The 13,382-nt window shown below is 56.9% G+C and carries 10 protein-coding genes; 7 read left to right on the top strand and 3 right to left on the bottom strand.

The window, feature by feature from the left end; translation table 11 throughout:
* The first annotated feature begins 130 nt into the window (after positions 1-130).
* Positions 131-1,948: a maltodextrin glucosidase gene (gene malZ / locus OGV83_RS02715; protein WP_286449406.1), complete on the top strand. Its 1,818-nt coding sequence runs from the start codon at positions 131-133 to the stop codon at positions 1,946-1,948.
* Here the strand turns inward: malZ and OGV83_RS02710 are convergent.
* Entirely contained in the window at positions 1,942-2,844 is a 903-nt protein-coding gene (locus OGV83_RS02710) for a LysR family transcriptional regulator (protein WP_024130600.1), read from the bottom strand. The two genes, malZ and OGV83_RS02710, sit on opposite strands and share 7 nt — an antisense overlap.
* 304 nt (positions 2,845-3,148) lie before the next feature.
* Here OGV83_RS02710 and OGV83_RS02705 point away from each other — a divergent pair, with 304 nt between their 5' ends.
* Both OGV83_RS02705 and OGV83_RS02700 read left to right on the top strand, forming a co-directional pair.
* Positions 3,149-5,779 (top strand): DUF2339 domain-containing protein, encoded by a 2,631-nt coding sequence (locus OGV83_RS02705; RefSeq protein ID WP_286463111.1) that lies wholly within the window; start codon positions 3,149-3,151, stop codon positions 5,777-5,779.
* Complete coding sequence (locus tag OGV83_RS02700; RefSeq protein ID WP_286463110.1) at positions 5,776-7,170, top strand: DUF3999 domain-containing protein; 1,395 nt, start codon at positions 5,776-5,778, stop codon at positions 7,168-7,170. Before OGV83_RS02705 ends, OGV83_RS02700 begins: the two co-directional genes overlap by 4 nt.
* 151 nt (positions 7,171-7,321) lie before the next feature.
* On the opposite strand, the gene OGV83_RS02695 is transcribed toward OGV83_RS02700, so the two are convergent.
* Complete coding sequence (locus OGV83_RS02695) at positions 7,322-7,924, bottom strand: peroxiredoxin (RefSeq protein ID WP_012133577.1); 603 nt, start codon at positions 7,922-7,924, stop codon at positions 7,322-7,324.
* Between the two features lie 149 nt (positions 7,925-8,073).
* Positions 8,074-8,655 (bottom strand): ACP phosphodiesterase, encoded by a 582-nt coding sequence (gene acpH, locus OGV83_RS02690; RefSeq protein ID WP_024130599.1) that lies wholly within the window; start codon positions 8,653-8,655, stop codon positions 8,074-8,076.
* A gap of 236 nt (positions 8,656-8,891) precedes the next feature.
* On the opposite strand from acpH, the gene queA reads away from it, so the two are divergent.
* The 4 genes from queA to secD are packed head-to-tail and all read left to right on the top strand — an operon-like array spanning position 8,892 to position 13,373.
* Positions 8,892-9,962, top strand: coding sequence for a tRNA preQ1(34) S-adenosylmethionine ribosyltransferase-isomerase QueA (queA, locus tag OGV83_RS02685; protein WP_012133575.1), 1,071 nt, complete (start codon positions 8,892-8,894; stop codon positions 9,960-9,962).
* Between the two features lie 53 nt (positions 9,963-10,015).
* Positions 10,016-11,143: a tRNA guanosine(34) transglycosylase Tgt gene (gene tgt / locus OGV83_RS02680; RefSeq protein ID WP_012133574.1), complete on the top strand. Its 1,128-nt coding sequence runs from the start codon at positions 10,016-10,018 to the stop codon at positions 11,141-11,143.
* Between the two features lie 22 nt (positions 11,144-11,165).
* Positions 11,166-11,498 (top strand): preprotein translocase subunit YajC, encoded by a 333-nt coding sequence (yajC, locus tag OGV83_RS02675; protein ID WP_012133573.1) that lies wholly within the window; start codon positions 11,166-11,168, stop codon positions 11,496-11,498.
* Between the two features lie 27 nt (positions 11,499-11,525).
* Complete coding sequence (secD, locus tag OGV83_RS02670) at positions 11,526-13,373, top strand: protein translocase subunit SecD (protein ID WP_048902403.1); 1,848 nt, start codon at positions 11,526-11,528, stop codon at positions 13,371-13,373.
* Positions 13,374-13,382: the final 9 nt, after the last annotated feature.

The following is a 13,382-nucleotide window of genomic DNA, read 5'->3' as shown; positions in this document are numbered from 1 at the left end:
CGAAGCCGCCGCCCGGCAGTATCAAACAATATCCTCCCCCGGACTCCTCCCCCAATAAACATTAAGATGATGAGTTATCCTTGATGTCGCTATGGCAAGGTGGCTTCATTTTCATCAAAGGGGATACGTGATGTTGAACGCCTGGCACCTTCCGGTTGCCCCATTTGTTAAGCAAAACAAAGAACAACTGACCATTACGTTATGGCTGAGCGGGGAAAACCCGCCCCAGCGTGTGACGCTACGCGCTGAGAACGATAATGAAGAAATCTCGCTGGCGATGCATCGGCTGCGCAGTCAACCGCAACCGGGCGTCACGGCGTGGCGGGCGGCGATCGATCTCGCCAGCGGACAGCCGCGCCGTCGCTACAGCTTTAAGCTGCTCTGGCACGATCGCCAGCTGTGGTTCACGCCGCAGGGATTTAGCCGTTTCCCGCCCGCGCGGCTGGAGCAGTTTGCCGTCGATGTGCCGGATAATGGCCCACAATGGGTCGCCGATCAGATTTTCTATCAAATCTTCCCGGATCGCTTTGCTCGCAGCCAGCCGCGCGAAGCGGAACAGGATAATGTCTATTACCATCATGCCGCCGGTCAGGATATCGTCTTGCACGACTGGGACGATCCGGTGACTGCGCAGGCCGGGGGATCGACGTTCTACGGCGGCGATCTGGACGGGATCAGCGAGAAACTGCCGTACCTGAAAAAACTGGGGGTGACGGCGCTGTACCTGAACCCGGTCTTTAGCGCGCCAAGCGTCCATAAATACGATACGGAAGATTATCGTCACGTTGATCCGCAGTTTGGCGGCGATCGGGCGCTGCTGCGCCTGCGGCAGCATACGCAGCAGCAGGGAATGCGCCTGGTGCTGGACGGCGTCTTTAACCATAGCGGCGACTCGCACGCCTGGTTTGACAGGCACAATCGGGGAAGCGGCGGCGCATGCCACAACCCGGAATCGCCCTGGCGTGACTGGTACTCTTTCTCCCCGGAGGGCGTGGCGCTGGACTGGCTGGGGTATCCGAGTCTGCCCAAGCTGGATTTCCAGTCGGAAAGCCTGGTCAATGAAATCTACCGCGGTGAAGACAGCATTGTGCGTCACTGGCTGAAAGCGCCGTGGCATATGGACGGCTGGCGGCTTGATGTGGTGCATATGCTGGGCGAGGCCGGAGGTGCGCGCAATAATCTGCAACACGTTGCCGGCATTACGCAGGCGGCAAAAGAGACGCAGCCTGACGCCTATATCGTTGGCGAGCATTTTGGCGATGCGCGGCAATGGCTCCAGGCGGATGCGGAAGACGCCGCCATGAACTATCGCGGCTTCACTTTCCCGCTATGGGGATTTCTCGCCAATACCGATATCTCTTACGATCCGCAGCACATTGACGCGCAAACCTGCATCGCCTGGATGGATAACTACCGCGCTGGCCTGTCGCATCAGCAGCAGTTACGGATGTTTAACCAACTGGACAGCCACGATACCGCCCGTTTTAAATCGCTGCTGGGCAAAGACGTGGCGCGTTTGCCGCTGGCGGTTGTCTGGCTGTTTACCTGGCCTGGCGTTCCCTGCATCTATTACGGCGATGAAGTGGGGCTGGACGGCAATAACGATCCGTTCTGTCGTAAGCCGTTCCCGTGGCAGGTTGAAAAACAGGATGCCACGCTGTTGGCGCTGTACCAGCGTCTGGGGAAACTTCGCCAGCGCACGCAGGCGCTACGTCACGGCGGTTGCCAGGTGATTTATGCCGAAGAAGATGTGGTGGTTTTTGTGCGAGTCTATCACCAGCAGCGCGTACTGGTGGCGATCAACCGGGGCGAGGCCTGTGAGGTCGTATTGCCTGCCTCACCGTTGCTTAACGTCAGCGAATGGCGAGGCAAAGAGGGGAAAGGCCAACTGGCTGAGGGCGTTCTCAGCCTGCCCGCCATTTCCGCTACGGTCTGGGTGAATCACTGATAGAGCTGCGCGACTTCCGGGCTGGCGAGCAGGGCTTCTCGCCACCAGCGCTGCGCCAGACCGTCGCTGTGGTTGCGCCATGCCATATAGGCGACATCTTTCTGCCGAAAAGAGATGACGGATTTTTCCACCAGCTCGCCGGTGGCAAGCCACGGTCTGACAATATGGCGGGGGAGGAATCCGCACCCTAAACCGGCGCGCAGCAGCGTCACTTTGCTGTCGAAGTCATCCACGCGAATTTGCGGCTGCTCATCCATTAAATTGGATTGCAGGGGATGGCAGAAGCGGGCGCTGTCGCTGATCACCACCGCCCGATGCAGACAGAGTTGCTCATTGGTCAGACCGTCCGTGGCGGCGGCCAGCGGGTGCGAAGGCGCGACCACAAATACGTTGTCCAGGGTGCCGAGCATTTTATATGACCAGGCGGCGGAGGTCGGAGGCTCGTTAATTGCGCCGAGAATGATGTCCGCGCCGTTGTGCGTCAGCTCTTCCCACGATCCCGCCAGCGTATGGTGTGTAAAATTGAGGCGCGTTTGCTTATTCAGCGCATAAAACGCATCAATAACGGGCAGCAGCGTCTCGAAAGGGAAGGAATCATCCAGCGCTATTGCCAGCTCTTTTTCCCAGCCAGAGCTTAACTGCACGGCTTGTTTCTCCAGGTCTTTTGCGGCGTTGAGCAGCAGACGCCCTTTTTCCAGCATCATTCGTCCGGTATCGGTAAATTTCGCCCGGTGGCCGGAGCGATCGAGAAGCTCAATATCGAGATCGTTTTCCAGTTTCTGAATCATATAGCTAAGCGCCGCGGGGGTTTTAAACAGCGACCCGGCCGCAGCGGCAAACGAGCCGTGTTTGTCGATAGCATCAAGAATGAGCAGAACGTCCAGATTGATTCGCATGATCTGAAAATATCCTGAAAATGAAATAAGTACGTTGTACAGACTGTCGAAAAACAATGCCAGTGAATAATTTAGACCAAAGCATGGCATTTTTTTGAGGGTGTCTGTTATGCAAAATAAGATGAAATAACCACGTTATTAGCATGGTTCATTTCCTCAATAATGCATTAAAAATGGTCGGCTCTATTCGCCCCGAAGCCGCGTTCTGGTTTACGCCGCGATCCGGCATTTTCACCTTCAGGGATGGCAAAAATGTAATAATCTATGTCATTCTGGTCTGTCCTTGTACAGTGAAGGTGGAAACATGGATGAGCTTTTAATCCTTGGCTGCATTGTTTTATTCTTCGCGCTGGTGGTGGTTCCCATTCTCGCGATTGTCGCGCTCAACCGCAGCGCGGCGGTTCGCTTTGAGCTGGCGGTGTTGCGCCGACGGGTTGAGCAACTTGAACAGCAGCGTGCGGGAGAAGCGCCAGCGGTACAGGTGACGGCGGAACCTTCGCTACCTGCGAAAGAGCGTGTCGCGCCATCGCCGCCTGATGCCATCGAAGCGGCCATACCTGAGCCGGAAAATCCCTGGGCTGCGCAGGAAATCCTCGCAAAACCGCTTCCGGCGCCTGCGAAAAAGGCGAAACCTTCCGCGTTCGGCGGCGTTTTCACCTCGCTGGCGCGCTGGTTTATGCAGGGAAATCCGCTGGCGAAGCTGGGCATTCTGCTCCTCTTTTTCGGTTTATCCTTCCTGTTGCGTTATACGGTTGAACACGCGCTGTTTCCGCTTGAACTGCGTCTTGTCACTGCGGCGCTGTGTGCCGTAGTGCTGCTCGCGACAGGCTGGCGTTTGCGACGCAAACAGCCGGTCTATGCGCTGATCCTGCAAGGCGGCGCGACAGGCGCGCTCTATCTGACCGTCTTTGGCGCATTCCGGCTGTGGCAAATGCTGCCGATGACGCTGGCGTTTGCGCTGCTGGTGCTGATTTGCGCCGCAAGCGTAGGGCTGGCTATTTTGCAAAAAGCGCTTAGCCTGGCGATGCTGGCCAGCCTGGGCGGCTATCTTGCGCCGCTGCTGCTGTCGACGGGCGGCGGGAACTATGTGGCGCTGTTCTCGTTCTATCTCCTGCTGTCGGCAGGCATTCTTGCCATAAGCGTCTGGCAGCACTGGCGTGAGCTTAATCTGCTGGGGTTATTATTCACTTTCGGGGTCGGCGGCCTGTGGGGCGTCAGTGACTACCGGCCTGAATACTGGCTCAACTGCCAGCTTTTCCTGATTGCCAATATCATTATTTTCGGTGTGCTGAGCGTGGCGCTGTCGCTGCGGGCGCAGGAAAAAGGCAAACATATTGTTGATGGCGTGCTGTTGTTTGCGCCGCCGCTGGTTGGGTTTGGCATGCAGTACGCCATTACCCAACATATGGATTATGGTCCGGCGCTCAGTGCGCTGGGCTACGGCGCCTTCTATATGGCGCTGGCGTGGCTGGCGCTGCGCCGCTACCCGTCGATGGGAAGGCCGCTGGTGCTGGCGGCGCTCGCGTTGGGCGGCGCGTTTACCACCCTCGCCATCCCGCTGGCGCTTTCGGCGCGCTGGACGGCAATGGCCTGGGCGCTGGAGGGGCTTGGCGTATTGTGGCTGGGTATGCAGCAACAGCAGCGGCGGATGAGCTATAGTGGCACTGCGCTCATGCTACTGGCTGTGGGCAGCGCGCTGTGGGCGCTGGCCGATGACGCCGCGCCGCTGACGGTGATGATGATCTTCGCCGTGCTGAGTTTGTGCTGGCTGGGCGGCGCGTGGCTGTGGCGCAGCGAGAAGAAGGAGGTCAGTTGGGCGCTGCTGGCGGGCGGCATCGCCTTCTGGATCGTCGCGCTGACGGGGGCCTCGCAACTGGCGCTGGCGCGTTATGCTGCCGAATGGTCTGGCGTGTTGGCGCTACTCGCCGCGTCCGCCTGGCTATGGCGTTATCTGAGCGGGCGGCTCGCCTGGCAGGCGTTAGGTTACAGCCCCTGGCTGCTGTGGCCTGCGATGCTGCTGGCATTGCTGTACCAGATTGAAGAACGCCAGATTTTCGCCGCAGGCTGGCAAAATCTGGCGTGGTGCGTGGCGCTGCCTTGTGCGGTGCTCATGCTTTATCGTGATGATGCGCATCTGCCGCCGCGCATCTCCCGGACGCTGCATTTATCCTTGTTCTGGATGGTGCTTTTAGCGCTCGGGATGGAGCTGTTCTGGTTTGTGCAGTCGTTGCCGTGGGGAATGGACGCCTGGCGCAGCGGGTTGATGATGGCGGCGGGCGGAATCGTCATACTGCTGGTACACGCCGCGCTGCGCCGCGATTTGTGGCCGTTCAAATGCTGGCCTGCGTTGTACGGCGCGCTGGCGCTGGCGCCCGTGGCAGCGATCCTGCTGTTGCTTCTGGTGCTGGCGAATTTACAGGATGGCGTGGTTTTCCAACAGCGCTATCTGCCAGTGGTGAATCCGCTTGAGGAGGGAGCCGCTTTCGCCTTGCTGGGATTGTTCCTCCTTGCGCGTTTCTCTCGTCGTTTTCTGCCGTCGCCGTTAGCGAAATATCGCGCATGGGCGCCTGTGGTGCTGGCGGCGCTCGCATTCTGGTGGTTGAACGGAGGGCTGATGCGGGCGCTGGCGTGGTATGGCGAGGTGGCGTGGAGCATGGAGACATTGTGGCATTCGCGGTTGATCCAGACCTGTTTCGCCCTGTTCTGGATGCTGACGGCGTTAATTATGATGTTGCTCGCGACCCGTCGCCGTTCGCGGCGGGAATGGTTATGCGGCGCGGTGCTTTTGGGGATCGTCATTGTTAAGCTGATGCTGGTGGATAGCGCGCGCGGCGGCGGGCTGGCGCGTGCCATCGCTTTTATCGGCGTGGCGATCCTGGTACTTATCGTCGGGTATTTCTCACCGTTACCGCCCAAAGCAGGAGAAGAAAAATGAAATGGATGAAAGCGGTAGTCTGGAGCGCGTTGCTGAGTACGGCGTGGCCGGCGTTCAGCCGTGACGAAGCCCCGGAAACGCCGCAGGATTACGCCACCGGCATGATGCTGGAAGCGACGGGTTCATCGCCGTGGTATCGCGTTTCGCTGCCGCTGGCGCTTTACCAACAAAGCGCCTGGCCGGATTTACGCGATGTGCGGGTTTTTAACCGCCAGGGCGATACGGTGCCCTTTGCGCTGACGGCGCAGAAAACGCCGTCTGTCACGCCAGAGACGGTGGCGCTGCGGCTTTTTCCTCTGGATATGTCGCCAGTATCACCGCGGGAAGGGGAGCGCCGTGGAAGCGAATCCTTTGTCTTGCGTTCAAAGACCGGCGTGGAAATTCATCTGGAAAGCGATGACGTTAACGCGGTTGGGCAGAGCTATTTACTGACTCTGCCGGAAGAGATGACGGCGGCCTTTTCGCTGGCGCAACTGCGCCTGAACTGGAACACGCCTGCGGGCAACTGGCAGGGGAAGGCGTCCGTTTATGCCAGCCGTGATTTACGTTACTGGCAACCTGTGCAAGAAGACGCGCCGCTGATGGATCTGACGCGCGATAACGATCGGCTGAAAATGGACACCATCAGCGCCAGCCTGACGCTCTCTGCGGAAGGCCGTCGCTACCTGCTGGTGATTCTCGATTCGCAAAGTCCGCCGCTGACCTTAAACAGCGTAAGCGCCATTGCGGACAGCGGAGAACCGGCGTCGGAGCGTATTGCGCTGGAGGCCCACGCAAAGAACGTGTCGGAAACAGAAGCCGTATGGCGCTGGAATCAGCCGCAGCCGCTGACGTCGCTCAGAATTGCGCTGGAAAACGAGGGCGTTTTACCGGTTGAGCTGGCATGGCGCGGCGGGGAAAAAGAGGCGTGGCGCCCACTGACGAAAACGATCCTGTACCGCCTCGACGGGAAGCGTTCGGAGGATATTTTTCTTTCAGGTCAACAGGTTGAAGCTATCCGTATGACCACCATCAACGCCCGATTGCCGGAAACGCTGCCTGCGCTGAGCGGCGCGCGGGACAGTTATCAACTGGTGTTCAATACGCAGGGGAAAGGCCCGTATATGCTGGCCTGGGGAAACCGGGCGGCGGAAAAAGCCGATGTTGAGCTGGATATGCTGATCCCGGCGTCGCTGCGCAAAACGCAGGATGTTAACGACCTGCCCTGGGCGATGACGCAGCAGCGCGTAACGCTGGGCGGTGAGGCGCGGCTGACGGCAACGTCGGCTGCGGAGCAGCAAAGCCGCTGGAAAACGTTACTGGTGTGGGGGGCGCTGATTGCTGGCGTCGCGGTACTGTTGGTGATGGCGTGGCGAATCTGGCGCGAGGTGAAAAAGGACGGCGCGGCGTAAACGCGACATGTTTGTAGGCCCGGTAAACGGCGTGCCACCGGGCACTACGCCGGATGACGGCGAAACACCTTATCCGGGCTACAAAAATCCGTAGGCCGGATAAGCGCAATAAAAAAGCTCGCCATAGCGAGCTTTTTTCAATTCGAGCCGATTACAGGCTGGCGACGTTTTCAGTCAGGTATTTTGCCACGCCGTCTGGAGAGGCGTTCATCCCTTCTTTGCCTTTTTCCCACTGTGCCGGGCACACTTCGCCGTGCTCTTCGTGGAACTGCAACGCGTCAACCATACGCAGCATTTCGTCGATGTTACGGCCCAGTGGCAGGTCGTTAACCACCTGGTGACGAACCACGCCGTTGGCGTCGATCAGGAAAGAACCGCGCAGGGCAACGCCCGCTTCCGGGTGTTCGATACCGTAGGCTTTCTGGATTTCACGCTTCACGTCAGCAACCATTGCGTATTTCACTGCACCGATGCCGCCTTTATCGACAGGGGTGTTACGCCATGCGTTGTGGACGAATTCAGAGTCAAAAGAAACGCCGACAACTTCTACGCCACGCGCCTGGAACTCTTCATAACGTTTGTCGAAAGCAATCAGTTCAGACGGGCAAACGAAGGTGAAGTCCATCGGCCAGAAGAACAGAACGGTTGCTTTGCCGTTGGTGTGCTGTTTGAAGTTGAAGTTTTCAACGATCTCACCGCTACCCAGTACGGCGGCTGCTGTGAAGTCCGGGGCCTGACGAGTAACCAGTACCATATAAATACTCCTGCAAAGTTAAGGGGTTTGGAACGCAACGCGGGCAAGTATAGGGAGGGGAAGAGGGCAACTCAACGCGGTGCTGACAATCAATGAGACAGGTTTCACCTATCAATTTTTTGCCTGATGGCGTTACGCTTATCAGGCAGCTAAAGCGATTTCTGACGCGCCTGCGCCATCATGCGCGGGTAGAAGCGCCAGAAGCGCGCTTCTAACGCATCGTAGTGCGCATCCAGATCGTACCAGGAATCGCGCAGGGCATCGAGGCGTGGGCGGCGATTCGCCATCCCGTTGAGGACATTCTGGATAAAATCCATATCGCGATAACGCTCCAGCCACTTTTCCGACCACAGATAATCGTTCAGATTCACGAAACGCGGCGGCGAGTCGGGCAAAATAGTGCTGACCTGCGCATGGGCGTAGCCCACGAATGCCTGCAACGGGAAATCGGGAGATATTGTCGACCAGTGGCGCGACAGGAAGTGGTCCCACATCACATCCAGAGTGATGGGGGCTACACGACGGGTTTCGCTGCGAAACCATTCCCGCGCTTCACGCACTTCCGGCAGATTATCGGTCATGACGTCAATCCGCCGATGCATATAAATCCCTTCCACCACGTCAGGGGGAAAATTAGCCTCCGGGTTTCCCCGAACAAAATCGGCCAGCAAATTGCCGGAAAGCGAGCTGTCGGCGAGATGCGCTAAGTGCAGGTGTGCAAGAAAATTCATATCCACTTCATCCTTCAAACTGCCTCTTTGTTGGCTGCGAGTTACTCGGCCCATCCCCGGGCCTCACCCCTGCGACTTACTTGAGTAAGCGCCTGGAGACTCATTCAGTTGCCGCCTCGATACATCCTGAATGATTTTGTCTATAGCTTATATCTCTTAACTTGAGGGGTAACGGTTGCAGGGAGCGCGCCCCGGCACTAGACTACCCGCCTCTTATTTTAGTCTGAGTCAGTGTCATGCGCGTTACCGATTTTTCCTTTGAATTACCCGAATCCCTGATTGCCCACTATCCGCAGCCTGAGCGCAGTCGTTGCCGCTTGCTGTCACTGGACGGGCCGACGGGCGCGCTGACGCACGGTACTTTCACCGATCTGCTCGATAAGCTCAACCCTGGCGATCTGCTGGTCTTTAATAATACCCGCGTCATCCCGGCGCGTCTGTTTGGCCGTAAAGCCAGCGGCGGCAAGATTGAAGTACTGGTTGAGCGGATGCTGGATGACAAACGCATTCTGGCGCATATTCGCGCTTCCAAAGCGCCGAAACCGGGCGCGGAACTGCTGTTGGGCGATGACGAAAGCATTAACGCCACCATGACCGCACGTCATGGCGCGCTGTTTGAAGTTGAGTTCAACGACGCGCGCCCGGTTCTGGAGATCCTCAACGCGATCGGCCATATGCCGCTGCCGCCGTACATCGACCGCCCGGATGAAGACGCCGACCGTGAGTTGTATCAGACGGTCTACAGTGAAAAACCGGGAGCCGTTGCCGCGCCAACCGCGGGTTTGCACTTTGACGATCCGCTGCTGGCCGCGCTGCGCGAAAAAGGCATTGAGATGGCGTTTGTGACGCTGCACGTCGGCGCGGGGACGTTCCAGCCGGTGCGTGTGGAGACCATTGAAGATCACATCATGCACTCGGAGTACGCCGAAGTCCCGCAGGAGGTGGTTGATGCGGTGCTGGCGGCAAAAGCGCGGGGCAATCGGATCATCGCGGTGGGCACCACCTCGGTACGCTCGCTGGAGAGTGCGGCGCAGGCGGCGAAAAACGACCTGATCGAACCGTTCTTCGGCGATACGCAAATCTTCATCTACCCAGGTTATCAATACAAAGTGATTGATGCGCTGGTGACCAATTTCCATCTGCCGGAATCGACGCTGATTATGCTGGTGTCCGCTTTTGCGGGTTATCAGCACACGATGAATGCGTACAAGGCTGCGGTAGAACAAAATTATCGCTTTTTTAGCTACGGGGACGCGATGTTTATCACGTACAATCCGCAGGCTTTGAATGAGCGTGTCGGGAAGTAGGTTCGCGGCACAGGTTTAAACGTCAGACTGTTTTTCTGGCGTATGGAGAGAAAATGAAATTCGAACTGGATACTACCGACGGACGCGCTCGCCGTGGCCGCCTGGTGTTTGATCGTGGCGTAGTGGAAACGCCTGCTTTTATGCCTGTCGGTACGTATGGCACCGTTAAAGGCATGACGCCGGAAGAAGTTGAAGCCACTGGCGCACAAATTATTCTCGGCAACACCTTCCACCTGTGGCTGCGCCCGGGTCAGGAAATCATGAAACTGCATGGCGATCTGCATGATTTCATGCAGTGGAAAGGCCCGATCCTGACGGACTCCGGCGGTTTCCAGGTGTTCAGCCTCGGCGATATTCGCAAGATCACCGAGCAGGGCGTGCATTTCCGCAACCCGATCAACGGCGATCCGATTTTCCTCGATCCTGAAAAATCTATGGAGATTCAGTACGATCTCGGTTCCGATATCGTCATGATTTTCGACGAATGTACGCCGTATCCGGCGGACTGGGACTATGCTAAACGCTCTATGGAGATGTCTTTACGCTGGGCGAAGCGCAGCCGCGACCGTTTTGATGGTTTGGGCAACAAAAATGCGCTTTTTGGCATCATTCAGGGCAGCGTTTACGAAGATTTACGCGATATCTCTGTCAAAGGTCTGGTAGAGATTGGCTTTGATGGCTACGCTGTCGGCGGTCTGGCTGTGGGTGAGCCGAAGGAAGACATGCACCGCATTCTGGAGCATGTCTGCCCGCAAATCCCGGCGGACAAACCTCGTTACCTGATGGGCGTCGGCAAACCGGAAGATCTGGTGGAAGGCGTGCGTCGCGGTATCGATATGTTTGACTGCGTTATGCCAACACGCAATGCCCGTAATGGTCACCTGTTCGTGACTGACGGCGTGGTGAAAATTCGTAATGCGAAGCATAAAAGCGACACCAGCCCGCTCGATGCCGAGTGTGATTGCTACACCTGTCGCAATTATTCGCGTGCCTACTTGCATCATCTCGACCGTTGCAACGAAATATTGGGCGCGCGACTCAACACGATTCATAACCTGCGTTACTACCAGCGTTTGATGGCGGGTTTACGCAAGGCTATTGAAGAGGGTAAATTAGAGAGCTTCGTGACCGATTTTTACCAACGTCAGGGTCGACCTGTTCCACCTTTGAACGTTGATTAATTTTAATAATGAGGGAAATTTAATGAGCTTTTTTATTTCTGATGCGGTAGCGGCAACAGGTGCTCCGGCGCAGGGCAGCCCGATGTCTCTGATTTTGATGCTGGTGGTGTTTGGTCTGATTTTCTACTTCATGATCCTGCGTCCACAGCAGAAGCGCACCAAAGAACACAAAAACCTGATGAGCTCCATCGCAAAAGGCGATGAAGTGCTGACTAACGGTGGCCTGGTGGGTCGCGTAACGAAAGTAGCGGAATCCGGCTACATCGTTATCGCGCTGAATGACACCACTGAAGTGGTTATCAAACGTGACTTCGTAGCTGCCGTTCTGCCGAAAGGCACTATGAAGGCGCTGTAATCTATTGTTTTCCCAAAGGGAACTGCCGTGTTAAACCGTTATCCTTTGTGGAAGTACATCATGCTGGTCGTCGTGATTGTCGTCGGCCTGCTTTACGCACTTCCCAACCTGTATGGTGAGGATCCGGCTGTTCAAATCACTGGCGCGCGCGGCGTCGCCGCCAGTGAGCAAACGCTGATCCAGGTCCAGAAAACGTTACAAGAAGAAAAAATTACCGCTAAGTCTGTGGCTCTGGAAGAGGGCGCTATTCTTGCGCGCTTCGACACCACCGACATCCAGCTGCGCGCCCGTGAAGCGCTGGTTGGCGTGCTGGGTGATAAATACGTCGTGGCGCTTAACCTTGCTCCGGCAACGCCTCGTTGGCTGGCGGCCATTAAAGCCGAGCCGATGAAACTTGGCCTTGACCTGCGTGGCGGCGTTCACTTCCTGATGGAAGTGGATATGGACACCGCGTTAGGTAAACTTCAGGAGCAAAATATCGATAGCCTGCGCAGCGACCTGCGTGAAAAAGGCATTCCTTATACCACTGTTCGCAAAGAAGATAACTACGGTCTGAGCATCACGTTCCGCGATAACAAAGCGCGTGATGAAGCGATCTCTTATCTGAGCGGGCGTCACCGCGATCTGGTGATTACCAGCCAGGGCAATACGGTGCTGCGTGCGGTCATGTCTGATGCGCGTCTGAGCGAAGCGCGTGAATATGCCGTTCAGCAGAACATCAACATTCTGCGTAACCGTGTAAACCAATTGGGCGTGGCTGAGCCGGTTGTCCAGCGTCAGGGTGCGGATCGCATCGTCGTTGAGCTGCCGGGTATTCAGGATACCGCGCGTGCGAAAGAGATTCTGGGCGCTACCGCGACCCTCGAATTCCGTCTGGTAAACACCAACGTTGACCAGTCTGCGGCGGCATCCGGGCGCGTACCGGGTGACTCGGAAGTGAAACAGACGCGCGAAGGCCAGCCGGTTGTGCTGTACAAACGCGTGATCCTGACCGGTGACCATATCACCGACTCCACTTCCAGCCAGGACGAATACAACCAACCGCAGGTTAACATCTCGCTGGATAGCGCAGGTGGCAACATCATGTCTAACTTCACCAAAGACAATATCGGCAAGCCGATGGCGACCTTGTTTGTGGAGTACAAAGACAGCGGTAAGAAAGATGCCAACGGTCGTGCGGTACTGGTGAAGCAGGAAGAGGTGATCAACATCGCCAACATCCAGTCTCGCCTGGGCAACAGCTTCCGTATTACCGGTATCAACAACCCGAATGAAGCCCGCCAGCTCTCTCTGCTGCTGCGCGCCGGGGCGCTGATTGCGCCGATTCAGATTGTTGAAGAACGGACTATCGGCCCGACGCTGGGTATGCAGAACATCAAACAGGGCCTGGAAGCGTGTCTGGCCGGTCTGGTGGTCTCCATTCTGTTCATGATCTTCTTCTACAAGAAGTTCGGTCTGATTGCGACAAGCGCGCTGGTGGCCAACCTGGTATTGATTGTCGGTATCATGTCGCTGCTGCCGGGGGCCACGCTGAGTATGCCGGGGATTGCCGGTATCGTGCTAACCCTTGCGGTGGCGGTCGACGCCAACGTACTGATCAACGAACGTATTAAAGAAGAGTTGAGCAACGGGCGTACGGTTCAGCAGGCGATTGATGAAGGTTATAAAGGCGCGTTCAGTTCCATCTTCGATGCGAACATCACCACGCTGATTAAAGTCATCATCCTGTACGCAGTCGGCACCGGGGCAATTAAAGGGTTCGCGATTACTACCGGTATCGGTGTGGCGACGTCGATGTTTACCGCGATTGTCGGTACGCGTGCCATCGTAAACCTGTTGTATGGCGGCAAACGCATCAACAAGCTGTCAATCTGAGGAGTGCGA

The sequence above is a fragment of the Citrobacter sp. CK189 genome (assembly GCF_030333505.1).
Classification (GTDB): Bacteria; Pseudomonadota; Gammaproteobacteria; order Enterobacterales; family Enterobacteriaceae; genus Citrobacter_B; species Citrobacter_B koseri.
The sequence above is the reverse complement of the archived record's forward strand: the minus strand, read 5'-3'. Positions and strand labels throughout refer to the sequence as shown.

What these genes read in the sequence shown, in the direction of transcription:
- acpH (WP_024130599.1), bottom strand. Translation starts at nt 8,655, where the DNA reads ATGAATTTTCTTGCACACCTGCACTTAGCGCATCTCGCCGACAGCTCG.
- OGV83_RS02710 (WP_024130600.1), bottom strand. Translation starts at nt 2,844, where the DNA reads ATGCGAATCAATCTGGACGTTCTGCTCATTCTTGATGCTATCGACAAA.
- OGV83_RS02695 (WP_012133577.1), bottom strand. Translation starts at nt 7,924, where the DNA reads ATGGTACTGGTTACTCGTCAGGCCCCGGACTTCACAGCAGCCGCCGTA.
- OGV83_RS02705 (WP_286463111.1), top strand. Translation starts at nt 3,149, where the DNA reads ATGGATGAGCTTTTAATCCTTGGCTGCATTGTTTTATTCTTCGCGCTG.
- tgt (WP_012133574.1), top strand. Translation starts at nt 10,016, where the DNA reads ATGAAATTCGAACTGGATACTACCGACGGACGCGCTCGCCGTGGCCGC.
- malZ (WP_286449406.1), top strand. Translation starts at nt 131, where the DNA reads ATGTTGAACGCCTGGCACCTTCCGGTTGCCCCATTTGTTAAGCAAAAC.
- queA (WP_012133575.1), top strand. Translation starts at nt 8,892, where the DNA reads ATGCGCGTTACCGATTTTTCCTTTGAATTACCCGAATCCCTGATTGCC.
- OGV83_RS02700 (WP_286463110.1), top strand. Translation starts at nt 5,776, where the DNA reads ATGAAATGGATGAAAGCGGTAGTCTGGAGCGCGTTGCTGAGTACGGCG.
- yajC (WP_012133573.1), top strand. Translation starts at nt 11,166, where the DNA reads ATGAGCTTTTTTATTTCTGATGCGGTAGCGGCAACAGGTGCTCCGGCG.